Genomic DNA, 18,050 nt, shown 5'->3' with positions numbered 1-18,050 from the left:
TTATCACGTCACGCTGCTTCTTCCATCTGCATGATGAAGCGATCAGCTGCACCGCGTAGCAACTGCGCCGTGCGCGAAAGATCGGAAGCGGCGCTCGACACCCGATCGGACAGGCTTTCGGTGCTGCGCGCCATATCAGCCACCTGTTCGACCCGTTCCGCCATCTGTGTCGCGTCGCGCGCCGTATCGCGCGCGGTGTTTCCGATCGCACGGGTCGCATCACGCTGATCCGCCACGGCCCGCTGGATTGCGTCGGCCGCCTCGGCCAGTTCGGCCACCGCGCCTGCCACATCGGACAAGGCGCCCTGTGCAACGCCGGCCCCATGTTGAGCGGAAAGTGCCAGCGATTGAATTTCGCCCGTGGCGCTGGCCGCCTGGCCGGCCAGTTGTTTCACTTCGTGCGCGACGACGGCGAAGCCCCTGCCGACTTCCCCCGCCCGCGCAGCTTCAATCGTGGCATTGAGCGCCAGCAGGTTGGTGCGCGATGCGATATCGGTGATGGAACCGGCAAAGCCCGTGATGGATGCCGCCCGGATCGCCATGTCCTGCATCGCCATATGGCCGGCGCTCGACTTGCGTTGCGCTTCGCCGCCCAGCGTGGCCTGCTGATGGGCGGCACCGGCGATCGCAGTGATGGATTGGGAAAGCTGCTCGATCTGCTGCGCAAGTTGCACCGCCCGGGCCGACGACTGCTCGGCCGCAGCGACCGTATCGTCGGTCCCGACGCTCGCTCGTCGGGCCACGTCGTTGAGCGACTGGGCGGATGCCTCCAGGTCGGCGGTCGCCGCGCTGACGATGCTTACGGCGTCCGCTATGGACTGACGAAATTCCGCGGCCAGCATTTGGGTCGCGTTTCTCCGCTCGTCGGCCATCCGCGCCCTTTCGCGCGCCCGTTCCTGCTGCGCGATATCCTCTCGCCTGGCCGCTTCGCGCGCTGCTTCAACCGCCGCTTCCGCTATCTGGCGTCCATCCTGCGCTTCTTTCGCCAGCCTGGCGGCATCGTCCACATGCCGTTCCAGCGCCACCAGCATCGATCGGAGCCGAACTGCGAGATAGCACAGGACTCCCGCCTGGAGCACCACCGCCACAGCGTGAATCGCAACCCGGCCCAAATTGCTGCGGCTCGAAAAAACCCAGGCCGGCATCAGCAGGTCGAGCGCCAGATGGTGGAGCGCCACCAGCGCCGACGCCAGCACGATCGGGCGCCAGTCATACAGCAGCGCCAGCCCCGCCAGCGCCACGAAGAAAAACATGTGGCCATCCATCTGCCAGGCATCGCCCGACAACAGGAAAACGCCGAGCGCCGGCTGGAGCGCGGCCAGCGTGCCGAAGACGAGGCGCACCTCCAGGTCGCGCTTCTGGCGCAGCACCATCAGAGTCGGCGTCATGTTCGCAAGGACGGACAGGAGCAGCACCATCCAGCCATCCGCATGTCCGGACCACCAGGCGACCAGCCCCAGCACGCCGCTGCCGAGCCAGTTGCCCAGCAGCAATATGCGCAGTCCCTGCAAGCGCAGACGGTCCAGGCTCGACATCGAAACCATCAGCCGGGTTCTCCACATGCCGTGGCACGGGCGCCGATCGCGATCACCCCCCTGCGCAGCATCGGCCCGCCGATCCGATCACGCCGCCCCTCGACGACCAGCGTCCCGGCCCATGGCCCGGCGGCGACCAGCCGCGCACCATGTGCAACCGCTTCGCTGGCAAGCCACGCGCGACTATTCTGCGTGATCGGAACAAGCAACATCAGCCCTTCGGCTGGCGGAACGACGTAGAGCGCGACCATGCCCAAGAGAATGAGCCCGCATTGCAGGATAAGCGGCAAAATCGTTCCGAATGGCCAACGGATAGTCATTCCATCCCGATACGGCACAGATGGTAACAAAGCTGTTAACGATATCAGGTCGAGGGGAGGTCCAGCATTTCGGCCAGTTCGTCCAGATCCGCATCCGGGCGCACCAACAGCCATTCCCGCGCGCGCGCTCCATTTACCACTGTCACCGCGCCCTTGGGACAGACGCCCAGACAATTCACCTCAACGATGCCCGCCGCCGCCTTGCGCCCCTTGCCGAGCGTCAGGTGCCTGCGCAGCACCTTGGCCAAACGCTGGCTGCCGTCCACGCCGAAACCGCCGTCCATTTTCTTCGAGCATTTGCGACACACCAGCACGGCATTCTGCCAGTTGGAACGAACATGATCTTTCACGGCTGCCACGTCACTGCGCCAGTCACTCCGCCATGTCGCGCGGCTTCCAGGTTCGCCGTTCTTCGGCCGCGCGCAGCACTTCATAGGCGGCCTGAATCGTCTGGAAGCGCACCGCCGCCTGCGCGTCTCCGGGTTTGACGTCCGGATGATTTTCCTTGGCCAGGCGGCGCCAGTTGCGCTTCACCGCCTCGAAATCGGCGTCATCCTCGAGTTCCAGTGCCTTGAGCGCATGCAGTTCATCGCGTGATCGGCTACCGTCGCCCGGCCCGCCCCAGCCATGATAGGCGCTGGACTGATAGCCCCCCGCGTCGCGCCGTTCGTCATGCGCGCGCCGCGCCCGGTCTTCCTCGTCCAGGCCCTGAAAATAGTCCCAGTTACGATTATATTCCGCAGCATGGTCGGCGCAGAAATACCAGCGCTCCCTACTGTTGGGCGATTTTGGTGCGGGGCAATCGCCCGGACGGTCGCACCCGTGCCGGTCGCACAGCCGCACCTGCTGTGCCTCGCGCGCGGAGCCATAGCTGCGCCAGCGGGGAAATCCCCAGTCGTCAGATCGCCGATTGCGTGCCATGCAGCAAGATTAGGGATTTGGCGCGTCGAGCGCCAGCCCATCCGGTCGCTTTTTGCAACACGGCTATGCCAGAGGGTCTGTAAGCCGGGTTCTGTCCACCCCTTTCGGGGATGGGCGGCCATTCCTCTAGGGAACGGATCGCTCCGTTCCTCCAGCAACCAACCCGGGCGGTCTCGGCCGAAACATGCCTAGCAGCCGGTCCTTGCGAACCCGCTGCGCGCCGCCCCTATTCGGTCTTGCTTCCGGTGGGGTTTACCGTGCCGCCACCCGTTGCCGGGGGCGCGGTGCGCTCTTACCGCACCCTTTCAATTTCGCGGGGTCGAAACCTGCGCGACCTGCTTTCTGTTGCACTGTCCCTTGGATCGCTCCAGCCGGCCGTTAGCCGGCACCGTCATTTCGTGAAGCCCGGACTTTCCTCGCCGTGGAAGTTACCCGCCACGCCGCGGCCGCCCGACCCTCTGGCGCCGCCGCTATAGCGGGTCGCGCGCGCGTCGTCATCCCGGTTATTGATCGCCCTGCGGTTTGGGCAGCAGCAGCGCCAGCAGGATCGCCCGGCATTCGCCATCGATCACGCCATCGATCAGTTCCGGACGAAAGCGCCGCTGGAATGCGACCACGGCAGCATCGGGCTCAGCGATGTCGTATCCGAAGCGTTCAAGCGCCAGCATGAAAGCGCTGTCGCTCCACAACGGGTCCATCAGATGCTTGGTCGGACGCGGTAGCGCCAGGCGCAGCCGCGCCAGTTGTCCCCATGGAAAAAGCTCCCCCGGGTCCAGTTTGCGTGCCGGCGCCACGTCGCTATGGCCAACAATATTGCCGCGTGTGATCCCGTGCCTTTGGACGATTTCATGCATCAGGGGGATCAACGCCCCCATCTGCGCGTCAGGAAAGGGACGATATCCCCATTCGTGACCGGGATTGACAATCTCTATGCCGATGCTCGCGGAATTGACGTCGTCGGTGCCACGCCAGTGTGATCGCCCCGCGTGCCAGGCGCGCTTGCTCTCGTCCACCATGCGAACGATCTGCCCGTCCTCGGTCACGACATAATGCGCCGACACCTTGGATTCCGGGTTCGCCAGCCATTCGATCGCACTCGCCGCATCGGGCATGCCGGTATAGTGGAGCACGAGCATGGACACGGGCGACCGCCGCTCGTCGAAATTTGGCGAAGGTCTTTCGATCATGAGACTGTCGGTCATTGGGAAAGGCCGTTCGCTGCCTGCTGTTCGATCATCATGCCCTTTCGGCCCGCCGCGTTGCGCCGGACGTATGCGACAATGGCCGACAGCGCCGCGGCAATCAAGCAGGCTGAGGAAATGAGGCGTTCAGAACGCCCGGCGAGCCAGCCCGAGCGGCGGGGCGGATGCCGGCGATTGCCTGACATAGCCGCCACGAAATTCGGCATGGGCGACAAATTCTTCCCCTTGCCCGATCAGCGTTTCGCCCGCCCCCATGAGGAGGATCGATCCCTCGTGACTATGCCGGGCGATCAGGTTCAACACGGCCTGCCGCCGCTCCCTGTTGAAATAGAGCAGGACGTTGCGACAAAGGATCAGATCATATGTGCCCGCAGGGGCTGTGGGATCGAAAAGATTATCCTGCCGGAAGTCGATCATCCGCCGCAGATGCGAATTGGCCTGCCAATTATCTCCATGGGGTTCGAACCATTTGATCAGATCGCCCACTGCAAGCCCGCGCTGAACATCCATCTGGGAAAAGATGCCCGAACGGGCCTGGTCGACAGCATGCGCGGAAATGTCGGTAGCCAGTATCTCGATGCGCCAGCCGGCCCATTCCGGCCATTTGTTGCGCAACAATATCGCCAGCGAGTAGGCCTCCTGCCCGGTTGAGCAACCGGCACTCCAGATACGCAGAACGCGGTCCTTGCGCTGGGTCCGGATGTGCGGCAGCACTTGCCGCTGGATCATGTCGAATATCTGGAAATCGCGAAAGAAACTGCTTTCGTTGTTCAGAAGCGCATCGACCACGGCCTGCTCCAGCGCCGCATCGCCCTTGCGCGTCAAACGGCTTACCAGCGCGTCTATGTCCGCCAGGCCATGCTGCCGCAGCACCGGCCGTAGCGCCGTCTCCATCCGCCAGGCGCGCGCCTCTGTCAGGGCCTGTCCGGTGCGGGATTCCAGCAATCCCGCGAGAATACGGGCAGCGCCTTCGAGCGCACTGTCGGTTTCGACGGACGACCGCACCATCAAAAGCCCGCCCGCCCGCGCCGGGTCACGAAATCCATGATCGCGCTCGGTTCCAGGATGGCGCAATTCAATCCCGCTGCCACGACCGACCCCGGCATCCCCCATACGACGCTGCTGGCCTCATTCTGAGCAACGACCCAGCCTCCGCCTGCGACGATGTCGCGCGCGCCCGCCGTGCCGTCGCGTCCCATGCCGGTAAGGACGATTCCGGCCGCGCCATCCTCATAGACTTCGGCCATACTCGTAAACATGGGATCTACTCCAGGCAGATTGCCGGCAGGCGTTCGATCGGAGTTGAGGGCGATCGTCACGCGCCCGTGCAGGCCGCGGCGCACCAGCAGATTGGCGTCACCGGGCGCGACATATATGGTGTCGGGTGCAAGCAGGTCCCCGGTCGCCGCGACCCGGACACGCAGGCTGGTCATGCGCGAAAGCTGCTGGGCGAAATAGACCGTGAAGCTGAGCGGCAAATGCTGCGTCAACAGAACCGGTACGCCCAGCGGCGACTGAAGGCCCTGGAATAATTGACTAAGGGCATGGATGCCGCCGGTCGATGCTCCAATGCCCAGGCAAGAGAGCGGCGCCGTCGCCGGACGGCACCATGGCGTCGTGGGACGCGACGATGAAACAGGCGCCGATGCCTGGCCGCCTTCGATAAGGCGGTTGAGACGATCGATCAGGGCCTGCGGAAATTGTTCGCCGAAACTGCCGCTGCCAGGTTTGGACAGGATGTCGCTCGCGCCGAGCGCCAGGGCCTCGATCGCCGCGGCACTTCCTTCATCGCACTTGCCCGACAGGATCACGACCTTCACCCCGGCGCTCGCGCGCAGAATATCGGGCAAGGCGGCGAGGCCGCTTTGTCCGGGCAATTCTATGTCGAGAAGCACCAGGTCGACGGGATTGCCCGCAAGATAGGCAAGCGCCTGTTCGGCACTGTTGGTCTTGTGAACCACATTGAAACGTCGGTCGGCGCTCAGAATGCGTTCGATCACCGTCCGCACGACGACCGAATCATCGACGACCAACGTGCGAACCCCTTCCGGATCGCGGTTGTGATTTGTCATGATCGGCACCGTAGCGGTCATCATGCGGCTTTCTGCACGAAAAGAGACGAGGAATATGGACCCCCGGGGGCGGAGGCCATGCAGCTTGCCGGGTTAGATGACTCCAACGATGGACAGCTTGCTTTCCAGCGTTTCGCGATCGAACGGTTTCATGACATATTCGTCGGCACCCGCCTCTACCGCGGCCTTGATATGGCTGATGCCATTTTCCGTGGTACAAAAGATGATTTTCGGGCGCGCCGCCATCCTCGCGGACGACAGTGCCTGGAGAAACTCCATGCCGCTCATCACCGGCATGTTCCAGTCGAGCAGCACGACATCGGGCGGCGATGCCTGACATTGGGACAGGGCATCCTGTCCGTCGACAGCTTCGCTCACCGACAGGTCCAGCGATTCGAGAATATGGCGCGCCACCTTGCGGATGACTTTCGAATCGTCGACGACCAGGCAATTCTTCATGAAACATTCCTCTGGTTCTTGCGTCCCGGATTTGCAGGGATAATCTGCAAAACCAAGTATTTGGTAAACAAGGCGGTTAAATCAGGCAGCCTGTTGCTGCCCACCGCCCTCGATGAAGCGGGCCAGCGGTACAAGCAGCCAAGGCATGCCGTCATATTCGACTATCGCACGGGCATATGGCGCCCAGGCCGGGTCGATCTGTCCGCGCAGTGGCAACTCGCCCTCAAGCACGTTGCAGATGTCGGAAACGCTCTCGACCATCAGGCCGTAGCTGTGACCGCTGATGTTGGCGATGATCGCCAGCCCGCGTTCCTGTGCCGGAGTGGCGCGGCCATGGATAAGGGCGGCGACGTCGACGACGGTCAGGACCCGGCTGCGCAATGCGGAAAGGCCCGCGACATGCGCGCCCATGCCAGGAACCGGAGAGATGTCGGACAGGCGAACGACGGCCTCCACCTCGCTGGCTTCGACCGCCACCCGCGTTCCGGCAAGCATGGCGAAAAGATAGAGATTATCCATGTCTTATCCCCGAGTGCCCGTAAGAGCCGCCATCAGACCATCCTGGTCATAGCGATAGATGCTTGCATCCTGAGGCCCTGCGGCGCGGGGCGAGGCGCGGAGACGAACGACGCGGCACCCCATCATGCCGGCGGCCTGCGCCGTGTCATCGTTGCTGCACAGGATCACATCCTGCGGATCTACCGCGGCATCGTTCGGCAAACCCAGCATCACATCGTGCCCGGCCTGGCGCAGCAACGGCGCCAATATTTCCCGTGTCCAGCCATCCTCGGCGTCCACCAGAAGGCAGCGTCCGCGGCTTCGTTCGAAGACCGGGTCATCAGGCAGGGAAGCGAAAAGAGCGAAGGGATTGACGACTTCGAGATGAACGCCGTCAATGACACTGACCCCGCTCAGCAAGCCGTGCATCGCCACCATGTCGGGCACCAGCGGCATCTGCACGATGTCGAGCACTGCCGCGACGGGGTAACAGGCTTCCCTGCTGCCGTCGCGCAGGCGCAGCGCCGAGACCTTTTCCCGGTCGAATTCGACCAGTCCGTTGGCGACGGGCACCAGCCGCCCTTCAAGGCGGGCGAAGACGCGACCGCCCGATCGGCCGAACAGATGCGCATCGATGTCCTCGACCCGCTCGATCAACGACAACTGGAGCAATCGCCTCTCGCCCGAAATCTCCTCGAACCGCAGGGCCGCGACCATTTCGACACCCGCCTGCGCATCGACCTCGTCCTTCAACTGCCGGGCGGCGCGATCATCCAGAATATTCGGCAATCGCGCCGCGTTGGCGAGCCCCGCAGCGTCCAGCAGCAACATGGGGCGGCCATTGTCGGGCAGGGTCATGCCGGCATACAGGCCGGTCGCCATAACCAGCGGCGAAGCCGGACGAATGACCAGTTCTTCGTGATTATCGACCGCGCTGACCCCCATCGCGAAGGGTATACCCGTCGCCGACCGCACCACCATGATCGCCCGCGGCCCAGTCTGGTCGACCTTTGCGAGACCCAGAACATCTTCCAGGTCGACCATGGAATGGCGGATACCCCGGATCGTGGCGATCTTGGCGCCCCCGACCGAACCGATTTCCAGCATGTCGTTGTTGTCATGCAGTATTTCCACCACCGCAGCGCGTGGAATGGCGAAATGCTGGCCTCCGCCGCGCAAGATCAGTCCTGGAATGATGGTGAGCGTCAGAGGTACGCGCAGGGTGATGGTCAGGCCCTTGCCCGGGTGGTTGTCCAGCGCGATGACGCCGCCGATCCGTTCTACATTGGCTCGGACCACATCCATGCCGACGCCACGCCCGGAAATCGCCGTGACCTGCGTCGCCGTCGACAGGCCAGCCTGAAAGATCAGGTCCAGCTTTTCATCGGCGCTCATGCGGGCGGCGTTCTCCATCGAGATTCGGCCAGCGGCCAACGCTTTTTCGACCAGCCGGCCGGTGTCTATACCCCGACCGTCGTCGCTGACGACAATGACGATCTGGTTGCCCGACTGGCGCGCCTCGAGCCGCAGCGATCCGGTTTCGGGCTTGCCCGCCGCCCGGCGCTGCTCGGGCGTTTCGATACCGTGGTCGATAGCGTTGCGCACGATGTGGGTGAGCGGATCGACCACCATCTCCACCATCTCGCGATCCATTTCGACGTCGCCACCCTCCAGGGTCAGGTCGATCCGCTTCCCAAGATCGCGGCTGATGTCGCGCACCATGCGGGGAATGGCGGCAAACAACCGCTCGACACGCTGCATCCGCGTCTTGGAAATCACATCGCGCATGTCCGCGACGCAGGTAGACAGCCGCTCGAATACATTGTCGAGTTCAGGATCGGCACTCCGTTCGCGCAGCTTGCGCGACAATTCGTTGCGCGCCAGCACCATGTCCGACACGCCGTTCATCAACTGGTCGATCAGGGTCAGGGGCAGACGGATGGTGCGCGGTCCCGATTGCCCGCCCTGGCGCGAAACCGCCACGCCGGTGCCCGAGCTTTCTGTCCCTTCCACCGGAGCGGGCATGGGCGCCTCCTCAGCCATTTTCGTCTGCGCGGTCAGCGCGGCGATCAGAAATTCGTCATTTTCGCTGGGCAGGGCGACACCGGTGGCGATTGCGTCGGTCAGTTCGCCGATCCGGTCCATCAACCCCAGCACGGCGGTCACGGTGCCGGCGTCGGCCTTCCGTTCGCCGGCACGTATGTCCGACAACACATCCTCGGCCGCGTGGCTCAGACGCTCGAAACGCGGAAGGTTGAGAAAGCCGCAACTGCCTTTGACGGTGTGGAAGAAGCGAAAAATCGCGTCCAGCCGGTCCCGGTCTGACGGATCAGCCTCCCAGGCCACGACCTCCCCCGCCAGTGCCTCCAGCGTTTCCTGCGTTTCCGAGATGAATTCCTGAAGTAGCTCGTCCATTCCCACCAGGCCCCATAGGCTGCGCGCCGGGGCACCATGGCGAGACGTGGTTAAGAGCCGGTTAAAGCCACATAGCAGCACATGAAAAAGGGGCGCCGCGACCGTTCGCGGCACCCCTTCCATGCTGCACGTGACGTGCAAGTCACATATGGTTTTCGACGGCGTCTTCTGCCTTCTCGCCGGCTTCGCGCGTCGCATCGGCCTTGTTTTCAAGGGCGTCGGCGGCATGCTCCGCGGCATTTTCAGCGCTGCCGCTCAGATTGTCGGCCATGTCTTCCATTTTGTCGGCCTGATTGTCGATGGCGTCCGCCCGATTGTCGTACGCATTCTCAACCGCATTCTCCTTCGCGGAATCGCAAGCGGCGAGCGCGATAAGGCTGGTGAGGCCAAGGACTGTGACGAAGCGTTTCACGGCGTGTTTCTCCTGTTGCGCCCCCTTTTGGGCAAACGTCTGCGACAAGGCCGCCGGGTCGCGCACTACGCGCCCCAAGGCCCTGACGCCGATCAACCGGTCGCGCCCTCGATAGTTCCGTGCCCCATCTCGTTTCGTCGCATAACGATTATTTTTTGAGCGAATCGCGGATTTCGCGAAGCAGCATGATGTCTTCGGGCGTCGGCGGAGGCGGCGCTGCCTCCTGCTTCACTTCTTCCTTGTGCGTGAGGCGGTTCATCGCCCGGACCATCAGAAAGATGATGAAGGCGAGAATCAGGAAATTTACCAGCGCAGTCAGAAAAGCGCCCCAGCCGAACATCGCGACGCCGGCCGCCTTCAGATCCGCATAGCTGGCGGGATTGCCCTTGAAATCGGGCGGTATCTCGCCGAGCCGGACGAAAAAGCGGGAGAAGTCGGCGCCGCCGAATATATATCCGACCACAGGCATGATCAGGTCATCGGTCAACGATTTGGTGATGGTCGCAAAAGCGCCGCCGATAATCACGCCGACGGCCAGGTCCATCACGTTGCCCCGGTTGATGAATGTCTTGAATTCCGAAATCAGTCCCATGGGCGCGCCCCTCGTGCATGTATTCGCCATTGTCAGCATGGCCCGTTGCACCGCCGGGAGCAACGTCCTATTTCCACGGCGAAACACTATCGGGGATGTTCCATGGCTAAGCTGCATCGTGTCCGCTCCATCCTGCTGCCGCTGCTGGGCGCGCTGGCGCTCAGCGCCTGCGGCATCAACAGCGTCCCGACGGCGCAGGAAGAGGCAAACGCCAAATGGGCCGACGTCCAGGCGCAATATCAGCGCCGCGCGAACCTGATCGGCAATCTGGTCGCAACGGTAAAGGCCGCGGGCAAACAGGAACAGGATACGCTGGTGAAGGTGACCGAGGCGCGCGCCAAGGCCACGTCGATCCAGGTCAGCGCCGACGACCTGTCCGATCCCGCGAAGGTCGCCCAATATCAGGCGGCGCAGGCGCAACTGAGCCAGGGGCTGGGCCGCCTGCTCGCCTCGGTCGAAGCCTATCCCGACCTCAAGACCAACGAGAATTTTCTTCAGCTCCAGTCCCAGCTGGAGGGCACGGAAAACCGCATCGCCGTCGCCATCCGCGATTATAACGAGGCTGTGCGCGCCTATAATGTCCGCATCCGCACCTTTCCCGATGCCATCGGCGCAAAGCTGATCCACGGGGCCAAGCCGATGGCGCCGTTCGAAGCGACCACGCCGGGCGCGGAAGAGGCCCCGAAGGTCGATTTCGGTAGCTGATCCCATGCTGTTTCGGCTGCTCCTGACCCTTCTGCTGCTGGCATCCGCGCCGGCCGCACAGGCGCAGCAATTTCCGAAATTCGACGACAGCGGCGTGGTCGACGCGGCAAACATTCTAAACCCCGCGCAGAAACAGGCGCTCAGTCAGAAACTGATCGCACAGAAGCGAGCAAGCGGCCGGGCGCTTGTGGTCGCGACCATTCCGGACCTGCAGGGCTATGACATTGCCGATTACGGTTACCGGCTCGGACGCGCCTGGGGGATCGGCGACAAGCAGGACCAGGGCGCGTTGCTGATCGTCGCACCGTCCGAGCGCAAGCTGAGCATAGAGGTGGGTTACGGGCTGGAGGGCATTCTGACCGATGCGCTGTCCTCCCAGATCATCCGCCGCGACATCACCCCACGCTTCAAGGCCGGCGACATGGCCGGCGGCATCAACGCCGGGGTCGATGCCATCACCACCCTCCTCGCCCTGCCGCCAGATCAGGCGCGGGCGCTGGCGGTCAAGGCCGAAGATGATGCGCGGCGAAGCCAGGACGACGGTGGCGGCATCGCTGCATTCTGGATCATCCTGTTCGTGATCTTCTTCATCGTCCTGCCGATGATGTCGCGCGCACGCGGCGGACGGCGCTATCGCCGTGGCCACGGTCCCGTGATCATTTGGGGACCGGGGAGCGGATCGGACTGGGGGTCTGGCGGCGGGTCCGGCTGGGGCGGTGGCGGCGGCGGAAGCAGCGGCGGCGGCTTCTCCGGCGGCGGAAGCTTCGGCGGCGGCGGCGCGTCGGGGGGCTGGTGATGCACATATATCTGACACAGGCCGATCATGCGCTGGTATCCGCGGCAGTCGCGGAGGCGGAGACGCAGACGTCGGGCGAGATCGTCACGATCGTCGCCCGGCGGTCGGATTCCTATCATGACGTTGGGCTGAGCTGGGCCGTGGCCGCGGTGTTCGTGGCCCTCGCCTTTGCCGCCGCGTTCCCGGGGCACCTGCGGGGCTTCCTGTCGGCCCTCCTGCTCGACTGGGAGCATGAACTGGCCGACTGGAAGCTGCTGATGGGGCTTATGGCCCTCCTGATCGTCAAATTCCTTGCCGTACGCTACCTCCTCGCCGTCATGCCGCTGCGGATGCTGGTGACCCCGCGCGCCACCAAGGCGCGGCGGGTCCGGCGCCGCGCCATCCTGCTGTTCCGAACCGCGGCCGAAGCCCGGACACGCGGGCGCACCGGGGTTCTCATCTACCTTTCACTGGACGAACATCGCGCCGAACTTGTCGCGGACAGCGCCATCGATGCGAAGGTTGCGGCTGAGGTGTGGGGCGATGCCATGGCCACCCTGATCGATGCGATCCGCGACGGCCGTCCCGGCGAAGGCCTTGCCGCCGCCGTACGACAGGTGGGATTGATCCTGAGCCAGCATTTCCCGCGCGACGCCGACGACATCAACGAACTTCCCGACAGGTTGATCGAATTATGACCGACCCGGATCGCACCGCCCCCGAAGAGGTCCGGTGGACCGGTCGCTTCATCACCGCCAAAACACGGGGCAAATGGGAATATGTCGCCCGGGCGCGCGGCATTCATGCCGCCGTCATCCTGGCGATCGACGAAGCGGCGGACGGTCGCCATGTCCTGCTCGTCGACCAGTATCGCGTGCCGCTGGGCCGCCGGTGCATCGAATTGCCCGCAGGCCTCGTCGGGGACGAGGAGGAAGGCGAGGATGCCGGCATCGCCGCCGCGCGCGAGTTGGAGGAAGAAACCGGCTATCGCGCCGCCCACCTGGAAAGACTGGGTGAATTTTTCAGCTCACCCGGCATGGTGTCGGAAGGTTTCACCCTGTTCCGTGCCCACGACCTTGTAAGGACGGGCGAAGGCGGCGGCGTGGCGGAGGAGGATATTCGTGTCCACCGCGTCCCGATCGATGATATCGCCGCCCACATCGCCCGCTGGCGCGCGGAGGGCTATGCGATGGACGTAAAGCTGCTCCTGCTGCTTGGATCGGGCATGATCGCCGCGGGCTGACCGGCCGGACCGACCGCTTCGACCTTGAACGGCACGAAGCGCACTCATCCCGTCAGGACCCGGCCTCCCCGACTGTTTCGCGAAAGTCCATCGGCACCAGGCTGGCACGCCCATCCGGCGTCGCGAACCGTCCCTCGTCGAACGGCACGTCCCCCCAGCGCCAGGGCGTCAGTTCGTCATAGGCGGGGTTGGAAATCGCGGCGTGGCGCTTCAGGTCCAGTATCCGCATCCCGTCATTGCCATAGGCGGTCAGCCGTGCATGCTCCCGATAGATATCCGCCGCCCAGATATGGGGGAAGGCATCGGCCCAGCCCATCGCCTGCGCAACCTTGGTCACGGCCCACCAATCGGGCCGCGCTTCGCCCGGCAGGTCGAACAGCCTGCGATGCCGGCTGACCAGCCGATCCATTCCCGTCACGGTTCCGTCCTTTTCGATCCAGACCGGCGAGGGCAGCGCGATGGTCCATCCGGCCGCGGCTTCGTCGGCGAAGCATGTCGAGCGGATCGAGAGCGGAACTGCCGCGCGGGCGGCGTCCAGCCAGGGCAAGGCCTCCTCGTCGGCGCCGATGCTCCATAGCGCCCGAATCGTGCCCGTGCGCATCGCATCCAGCAGAGATTCCCCCTCCAGTCCCGGCGCCACCGCCATGGATCGCGCGCCCCAGAACCGCGTCACCTGTTCCAGCGAGGCTGCGTCGAAAGGCCGGTGCGCCGCCAGCATGTCGGGCGTGCATCCCACTTCCCGCGCGCCCATACCGTTGGCGGCGCCCGTGACGATGAATGGCGCCGAACCCGGCCGGCCGATCCGCCCGGTCGCCAGGTGCAGGTTGACGGCGGCCGCTACCAACGACACCTCCCCATCCCCGACCAGCGTTACGCAACTGTCCGTTGCCATCCACAGGTCGTAAAGATCGCGCACGGCGCCCGCTGTAAGCCCGCAGGCGCGCGCCACCGACCACAGATCATGCCCCTGCTCCAACGGCCCGGCGACACGCGACGACGGCGCGACATGCGCTGCTGAAAGAACGCCGTTTCCGCCCTCCGCCGTCGCCACGTGCCCCAGCAACCCGCCCAGCAAGCGCGCGGCGCCGCCCGGCCCGACGTTGAGCCACAGGTCCGCATCCATGTTCGGGGCCGGACGTCCCGATCCCAGCACCACCAGCCGCGTGCCCCGTTCGGCGCGTGCTGCCTGAATGCGATCCATCAGGACCGGCGCCGTTTCGACAGCCTGCATCTCGGCGATCAGGATCAGGTCGGCGCGATCGATATCCTCCAGAGTGGCGGGCATGACATCCTCGCCGAAAGCGGTACGCTGGACAACGTGCGCCGTCCCAAGCCAAGGCGCATGGATGTGGGCCGATCCCAGAAAACCCTTCATCAGCTTATTCGCGACATAGTAATCTTCCGTCAGCAATGCGCCGCCGACATGCAGGGCGACGCTGCCCGGCCCATGGCGGGCCAACACTGTCGCCAGTCGGCGGGCAACGGTGGCGATCGCCCTGTCCCAGCCGAGCCCCCTCCCGTCGACCATCGGATGGAGCAGGCGCCCTTCCAGATCGGCCTGCGTTTTCAAAGCCGCCGCCCGGTGGCACAGCAAGCCCCCGTTCGCCGGATGAGCGGGATCGCCTTCGGTGCGGAAGGTCCGGTCCGTGCCGGTCAGGACGCGCAGCCCGCATCCCATGGAACATTGTCCGCACTGGCCCCGTACAATCGCCATTCGCCTAGCGCCTGTTCCCGGTACTGTCGTTCATGGTGCGGCACTAGCTTATTGTGGCGACAGACAAAAGCGGCCCTGCCCCCCTCTTGTTCGACACAGGCCCAACGGGCAGAAGGGCGGCCATGATCTTGCGCCTTTCACGCGCTCTCGCGCTGCTCATGCTGCTCCTTTCGCCTGCCGCCCATGCGGCCAGGAACGATCGCGGTCCGCTGCTGCTGGCGGCGGCGAGCATGCAGGAAGCGATGGTCGCTGCCGCCGATGCGTGGGCGGCACGCGGGCATGCGCGCCCTGTCCTGTCCTTCGCCGGTTCGTCGACGCTGGCCCGCCAGATCCGCGCCGGAGCGCCCGCCGACCTCTTCCTGTCGGCGGACGAAGACTGGATGGACGATGTCGAACGCGCAGGCTTCATCGCCCCCGGATCGCGCGCAGAGATGGCCGGCAACCGGCTTGTGCTGGTTGCGCCGGCCGGGCGCAGGGTCGGACTGCGCGTCGGCCGCCACATGCCGCTGGCGCGCGCGCTGGGCGACGGGCGGCTGGCCATGGCCAATCCCGACAGCGTGCCGGCCGGCAAATATGGCAAGGCGGCTTTGACCGCCCTCGGCGTGTGGCCATCGGTCGAGAACAAGGTGGCGCGCGCCGACAATGTACGCGCCGCGCTGGCCCTGGTCGAACGCGGCGCGACGCCGCTGGGCATCGTCTATGCGACGGACGCCCGCGCCAGCCGCCAGGTGCGCGTCGTCGGCACCTTCCCGGCTGCCAGCCATCCGCCGATCCGCTATCCGCTCGCCCGCCTCAAGGCCAGTCGCCATTCCGACGCGGAAGGTTTCCGCCGGTTTCTGCTGTCTTCGGCTGGCCGTGCGCTCCTCACCCGATACGGGTTCGGTACCCCCTGATCCCCGGCTATTTTTGGCAGGCTACAATCGCCGCGATGACGGCCAGCGTTTCCTGCGGATCGCGCACCCGGACCGTGTCCAGCCCAAGCTGCTTGGCGGGATAGTCGTTCCCGCCCGGGAAAATGGCGTCGCCGATGAACATCATCGCGTCCAGCGCTATACCACTGGCGTCGCGCAGTTTTTTCAGGCCATAGGCCTTGTCCACGCCTTCGCGCGTGATGTCGATGGACGTCGCGCCGCCCATGTTGATCGACAGGCCAGGCAGTCGGGTGCGCAGGTCGGCCTGAATGATCTTGCGCTTGGCGAAATCCGGGTCCCACACTTCCTTGGCATGGATCGGCGCCTGCTGCCCCAGCGCGGAGAAGGTGATCTGGCTGCCCCGATCCTCTATCCGATCCCCCCAGGTCTGTTCGGGCACGAAGCCGGTTGCCTCCAGCGCCGCGTCGAAGGCCGCCAGTATCTGAGCCTTCTGCGCGGCGTCGAACAATTCGGCATAGACCGGAGACCAGCCGCCGGTTCCATGGGTGAACAGCTTCGTGCCGGTCGTCGGCATCAGCCACAGCCTGGAAAGATCCGCTCTCTCAGGCAGGCGGCTTGCCACCTGCTTGTCGAATTGCGGCCAGTCGCCGCCGGAAATCACCGCCACATGGGCGACACCCAGCAGGTCCGCGATCGCATCCCCCATCGCGTCGCCGAGCGGCTGCTTGCTCTCGGCCAGCGTTCCGTCGAGGTCGAATGCGATCAGTTGCTTCATGCCCGGCTGCTCCCTGGACTGGACTGGACGCGGCGCTACACTGCTCAGGCCGGGTGGGCAACCACGCTAACCATTTGCCGCCGCTTGACGATGCGCCGCATATGCCGCACCCGTCCGGGGCATGGATGTTGCCCTCTCGCCGGAGGACTGGTCGGTCATCGGCCTGTCGCTCAAGGTCAGCCTGGTCGCGGTGGCGGCGATGCTGCCGGTCGCCTTCGCGCTCGCCTGGGCGCTGGCCCGCTGGCGGTTCCCGGGCAAGCTGCTGCTCGACGCGCTGGTCCATCTGCCGCTGGTCGTTCCGCCGGTGGTGACCGGCTGGCTGCTGCTGCTGCTGTTCGGGATCAACGGGCCGGTCGGGGCCTGGCTGGACCGCAGCTTCGGCATCACGCTGCTGTTCCGCTGGACCGGCGCGGCGCTGGCTGCCGCGATCATGGCGATGCCGCTGATGGTCCGGGCGATCCGCCTGTCGATCGAAACGATCGACATAAGGCTGGAACAAGCCGCCGAAACGCTTGGCGCCTCGCGCGCGCGGACATTCTTCACCATATCGCTGCCGCTGGCGCTGCCCGGCATTCTGGCGGGGATGATGCTCGGTTTCGCGCGCTCGCTCGGCGAATTCGGCGCGACCATCACCTTCGTGTCGGACGTGCCGGGCGAGACCCGCACCCTGCCGATCGCCATCTACGCCGCGCTCCAGGTGCCGGGGGCAGAGGACAGCGTCACCCGCTTCGCGATCCTGTCCATCCTGTTGTCGCTTGGCGCCCTGCTCCTTTCGGAAATGCTCGCCCGCCGTGTCGGCCGAAAGCGGGTCGCGCATGGCCTTTGAAATCAGCCTGCGCCGTGATCTGGGCGGCCGCGCCATTGCCCTGGAATGCCGGGCCGAGGCGCGGCTGATCGCCCTCATCGGCCCGTCGGGGGTGGGCAAGACAAGCATTTTGAACATGGTGGCCGGCCTGCTGCGGCCCGATCATGGCCGCATCGTCGTGGACGGGCGACTGCTGTTCGACAGTGCGGCGGGGGTCGATCTGCCTCCTGCACAGCGTCATGCTGGCTATCTCTTCCAGGATCGCCGCCTGTTCCCGCATATGCGCGTGGAAGCCAATCTGCGCTATGGTCGCCGTCCGGGGGGCACGCTGGAGATGGACGGGGTGATCGCGCTGCTCGGGATCGGCCATCTGTTACACCGCTGGCCAGACACCTTGTCCGGCGGAGAGGCCCAGCGCGTGGCGCTTGGCCGGGTACTTTTGTCCGCTCCGCATTTCCTGCTGATGGACGAACCCCTGTCAGGCCTCGACCGATCCCGTCGCGACGAGATATTGCCGCTGATCGAAACGCTGCGCGATCAGATCCGGCTGCCGATACTCTATGTCACCCATGACCACCGCGAAGCCGAACGCCTGGCCGATCTGATCGTGGAAATGCCCGAAGCCTGATCGGACGCTGATCCAAGAGGGGTCGACAGCGGGCCATTTGACAGCCATCAGGAAAGCCCATCCACCGGGATTGATCCGCAACACGCATGAAAAATACGTCGCCTGCC

The 18,050-nt window shown here is 64.9% G+C and carries 21 protein-coding genes and 1 other RNA gene; 7 read left to right on the top strand and 15 right to left on the bottom strand.

From position 1 onward, the window contains the following. Positions 1-8: 8 nt before the first annotated feature. From J3E64_RS00950 to mscL, 13 genes are all read right to left on the bottom strand, one after another. Entirely contained in the window at positions 9-1,544 is a 1,536-nt protein-coding gene (locus J3E64_RS00950) for a methyl-accepting chemotaxis protein (protein WP_253338646.1), read from the bottom strand. Next, positions 1,544-1,855 (bottom strand): hypothetical protein, encoded by a 312-nt coding sequence (locus J3E64_RS00945; RefSeq protein WP_253338644.1) that lies wholly within the window; start codon positions 1,853-1,855, stop codon positions 1,544-1,546. The genes J3E64_RS00950 and J3E64_RS00945 overlap by 1 nt, the downstream gene beginning before the upstream one ends. A gap of 44 nt (positions 1,856-1,899) precedes the next feature. Then, entirely contained in the window at positions 1,900-2,205 is a 306-nt protein-coding gene (locus J3E64_RS00940) for a (2Fe-2S) ferredoxin domain-containing protein (RefSeq protein WP_253339368.1), read from the bottom strand. A gap of 22 nt (positions 2,206-2,227) precedes the next feature. Beyond that, a complete protein-coding gene (locus tag J3E64_RS00935) occupies positions 2,228-2,776 on the bottom strand; it encodes a J domain-containing protein (protein ID WP_253338642.1) in 549 nt (182 codons plus the stop codon). 64 nt (positions 2,777-2,840) lie between these two features. Beyond that, an RNA gene (gene rnpB, locus J3E64_RS00930) (RNase P RNA component class A) lies at positions 2,841-3,238 on the bottom strand. A 41-nt stretch (positions 3,239-3,279) separates the two neighbouring features. Next, positions 3,280-3,978 carry an N-acetylmuramoyl-L-alanine amidase gene (locus J3E64_RS00925; protein WP_253338640.1) on the bottom strand — a complete coding sequence of 233 codons (699 nt, stop codon included), beginning with the start codon at positions 3,976-3,978 and terminating at the stop codon, positions 3,280-3,282. A 126-nt stretch (positions 3,979-4,104) separates the two neighbouring features. Continuing rightward, positions 4,105-4,986 (bottom strand): protein-glutamate O-methyltransferase CheR, encoded by an 882-nt coding sequence (locus J3E64_RS00920; protein ID WP_253338638.1) that lies wholly within the window; start codon positions 4,984-4,986, stop codon positions 4,105-4,107. Then, positions 4,986-6,071, bottom strand: coding sequence for a chemotaxis protein CheB (locus J3E64_RS00915; RefSeq protein WP_253339366.1), 1,086 nt, complete (start codon positions 6,069-6,071; stop codon positions 4,986-4,988). The genes J3E64_RS00920 and J3E64_RS00915 overlap by 1 nt, the downstream gene beginning before the upstream one ends. Positions 6,072-6,143: 72 nt before the next feature. Then, complete coding sequence (locus J3E64_RS00910; protein ID WP_253338636.1) at positions 6,144-6,509, bottom strand: response regulator; 366 nt, start codon at positions 6,507-6,509, stop codon at positions 6,144-6,146. Between the two features lie 81 nt (positions 6,510-6,590). Continuing rightward, entirely contained in the window at positions 6,591-7,028 is a 438-nt protein-coding gene (locus J3E64_RS00905; RefSeq protein ID WP_253338634.1) for a chemotaxis protein CheW, read from the bottom strand. A 3-nt stretch (positions 7,029-7,031) separates the two neighbouring features. Beyond that, the gene (locus J3E64_RS00900; protein WP_253338632.1) at positions 7,032-9,422 is read right to left on the bottom strand and encodes a chemotaxis protein CheA; all 2,391 of its coding nucleotides are present in this window, start codon (positions 9,420-9,422) and stop codon (positions 7,032-7,034) included. 142 nt (positions 9,423-9,564) lie between these two features. Then, on the bottom strand, positions 9,565-9,834 hold the full coding sequence (locus J3E64_RS00895; protein ID WP_253339364.1) for a hypothetical protein: 270 nt from the start codon (positions 9,832-9,834) through the stop codon (positions 9,565-9,567). Positions 9,835-9,982: 148 nt separating this feature from the next. Beyond that, positions 9,983-10,426 (bottom strand): large conductance mechanosensitive channel protein MscL, encoded by a 444-nt coding sequence (gene mscL, locus J3E64_RS00890; RefSeq protein ID WP_253338630.1) that lies wholly within the window; start codon positions 10,424-10,426, stop codon positions 9,983-9,985. Between the two features lie 102 nt (positions 10,427-10,528). Between mscL and J3E64_RS00885 the strand changes: the two genes are divergently transcribed. The 4 genes from J3E64_RS00885 to J3E64_RS00870 are packed head-to-tail and all read left to right on the top strand — an operon-like array spanning position 10,529 to position 13,149. Then, complete coding sequence (locus J3E64_RS00885) at positions 10,529-11,131, top strand: LemA family protein (protein WP_253338628.1); 603 nt, start codon at positions 10,529-10,531, stop codon at positions 11,129-11,131. A 4-nt stretch (positions 11,132-11,135) separates the two neighbouring features. After that, positions 11,136-11,927 carry a YgcG family protein gene (locus tag J3E64_RS00880; RefSeq protein WP_253338626.1) on the top strand — a complete coding sequence of 264 codons (792 nt, stop codon included), beginning with the start codon at positions 11,136-11,138 and terminating at the stop codon, positions 11,925-11,927. Next, the gene (locus J3E64_RS00875; protein ID WP_253338624.1) at positions 11,927-12,604 is read left to right on the top strand and encodes a TPM domain-containing protein; all 678 of its coding nucleotides are present in this window, start codon (positions 11,927-11,929) and stop codon (positions 12,602-12,604) included. Before J3E64_RS00880 ends, J3E64_RS00875 begins: the two co-directional genes overlap by 1 nt. After that, positions 12,601-13,149 carry an NUDIX hydrolase gene (locus tag J3E64_RS00870; protein ID WP_253338621.1) on the top strand — a complete coding sequence of 183 codons (549 nt, stop codon included), beginning with the start codon at positions 12,601-12,603 and terminating at the stop codon, positions 13,147-13,149. Before J3E64_RS00875 ends, J3E64_RS00870 begins: the two co-directional genes overlap by 4 nt. 52 nt (positions 13,150-13,201) lie before the next feature. Here J3E64_RS00870 and J3E64_RS00865 read toward each other — a convergent pair whose 3' ends face one another. Continuing rightward, positions 13,202-14,863: a molybdopterin oxidoreductase family protein gene (locus J3E64_RS00865; RefSeq protein WP_253338619.1), complete on the bottom strand. Its 1,662-nt coding sequence runs from the start codon at positions 14,861-14,863 to the stop codon at positions 13,202-13,204. Between the two features lie 122 nt (positions 14,864-14,985). On the opposite strand from J3E64_RS00865, the gene modA reads away from it, so the two are divergent. Then, the gene (modA, locus tag J3E64_RS00860) at positions 14,986-15,756 is read left to right on the top strand and encodes a molybdate ABC transporter substrate-binding protein (protein WP_253338617.1); all 771 of its coding nucleotides are present in this window, start codon (positions 14,986-14,988) and stop codon (positions 15,754-15,756) included. Positions 15,757-15,763: 7 nt separating this feature from the next. Here the strand turns inward: modA and J3E64_RS00855 are convergent, their stop codons facing one another. Beyond that, positions 15,764-16,510: an HAD-IIB family hydrolase gene (locus J3E64_RS00855; RefSeq protein WP_253338615.1), complete on the bottom strand. Its 747-nt coding sequence runs from the start codon at positions 16,508-16,510 to the stop codon at positions 15,764-15,766. A gap of 121 nt (positions 16,511-16,631) precedes the next feature. Between J3E64_RS00855 and modB the strand changes: the two genes are divergently transcribed. Both modB and J3E64_RS00845 read left to right on the top strand, forming a co-directional pair. Next, positions 16,632-17,336, top strand: a complete 705-nt coding sequence (modB, locus tag J3E64_RS00850) for a molybdate ABC transporter permease subunit (RefSeq protein ID WP_253338613.1) — start codon at positions 16,632-16,634, stop codon at positions 17,334-17,336. After that, positions 17,326-17,943: an ATP-binding cassette domain-containing protein gene (locus J3E64_RS00845; protein WP_253338611.1), complete on the top strand. Its 618-nt coding sequence runs from the start codon at positions 17,326-17,328 to the stop codon at positions 17,941-17,943. The genes modB and J3E64_RS00845 overlap by 11 nt, the downstream gene beginning before the upstream one ends. The last annotated feature ends 107 nt before the right edge of the window (positions 17,944-18,050 follow it).

Origin of the sequence: Sphingobium sp. OAS761 (assembly GCF_024168485.1) — a bacterium.
Taxonomy (GTDB): domain Bacteria; phylum Pseudomonadota; class Alphaproteobacteria; order Sphingomonadales; family Sphingomonadaceae; genus Sphingobium.
The sequence above is the reverse complement of the archived record's forward strand: the minus strand, read 5'-3'. Positions and strand labels throughout refer to the sequence as shown.

Coding starts and splice junctions, on each gene's coding strand:
- J3E64_RS00950 (WP_253338646.1), bottom strand. CDS start 1,544: ATGGTTTCGATGTCGAGCCTGGACCGTCTGCGCTTGCAGGGACTGCGC.
- J3E64_RS00945 (WP_253338644.1), bottom strand. CDS start 1,855: ATGACTATCCGTTGGCCATTCGGAACGATTTTGCCGCTTATCCTGCAA.
- J3E64_RS00935 (WP_253338642.1), bottom strand. CDS start 2,776: ATGGCACGCAATCGGCGATCTGACGACTGGGGATTTCCCCGCTGGCGC.
- J3E64_RS00925 (WP_253338640.1), bottom strand. CDS start 3,978: ATGACCGACAGTCTCATGATCGAAAGACCTTCGCCAAATTTCGACGAG.
- J3E64_RS00920 (WP_253338638.1), bottom strand. CDS start 4,986: ATGGTGCGGTCGTCCGTCGAAACCGACAGTGCGCTCGAAGGCGCTGCC.
- J3E64_RS00915 (WP_253339366.1), bottom strand. CDS start 6,071: ATGACCGCTACGGTGCCGATCATGACAAATCACAACCGCGATCCGGAA.
- J3E64_RS00910 (WP_253338636.1), bottom strand. CDS start 6,509: ATGAAGAATTGCCTGGTCGTCGACGATTCGAAAGTCATCCGCAAGGTG.
- J3E64_RS00905 (WP_253338634.1), bottom strand. CDS start 7,028: ATGGATAATCTCTATCTTTTCGCCATGCTTGCCGGAACGCGGGTGGCG.
- J3E64_RS00900 (WP_253338632.1), bottom strand. CDS start 9,422: ATGGACGAGCTACTTCAGGAATTCATCTCGGAAACGCAGGAAACGCTG.
- mscL (WP_253338630.1), bottom strand. CDS start 10,426: ATGGGACTGATTTCGGAATTCAAGACATTCATCAACCGGGGCAACGTG.
- J3E64_RS00885 (WP_253338628.1), top strand. CDS start 10,529: ATGGCTAAGCTGCATCGTGTCCGCTCCATCCTGCTGCCGCTGCTGGGC.
- J3E64_RS00880 (WP_253338626.1), top strand. CDS start 11,136: ATGCTGTTTCGGCTGCTCCTGACCCTTCTGCTGCTGGCATCCGCGCCG.
- J3E64_RS00875 (WP_253338624.1), top strand. CDS start 11,927: ATGCACATATATCTGACACAGGCCGATCATGCGCTGGTATCCGCGGCA.
- J3E64_RS00870 (WP_253338621.1), top strand. CDS start 12,601: ATGACCGACCCGGATCGCACCGCCCCCGAAGAGGTCCGGTGGACCGGT.
- J3E64_RS00865 (WP_253338619.1), bottom strand. CDS start 14,863: ATGGCGATTGTACGGGGCCAGTGCGGACAATGTTCCATGGGATGCGGG.
- modA (WP_253338617.1), top strand. CDS start 14,986: ATGATCTTGCGCCTTTCACGCGCTCTCGCGCTGCTCATGCTGCTCCTT.
- J3E64_RS00855 (WP_253338615.1), bottom strand. CDS start 16,510: ATGAAGCAACTGATCGCATTCGACCTCGACGGAACGCTGGCCGAGAGC.
- modB (WP_253338613.1), top strand. CDS start 16,632: ATGGATGTTGCCCTCTCGCCGGAGGACTGGTCGGTCATCGGCCTGTCG.
- J3E64_RS00845 (WP_253338611.1), top strand. CDS start 17,326: ATGGCCTTTGAAATCAGCCTGCGCCGTGATCTGGGCGGCCGCGCCATT.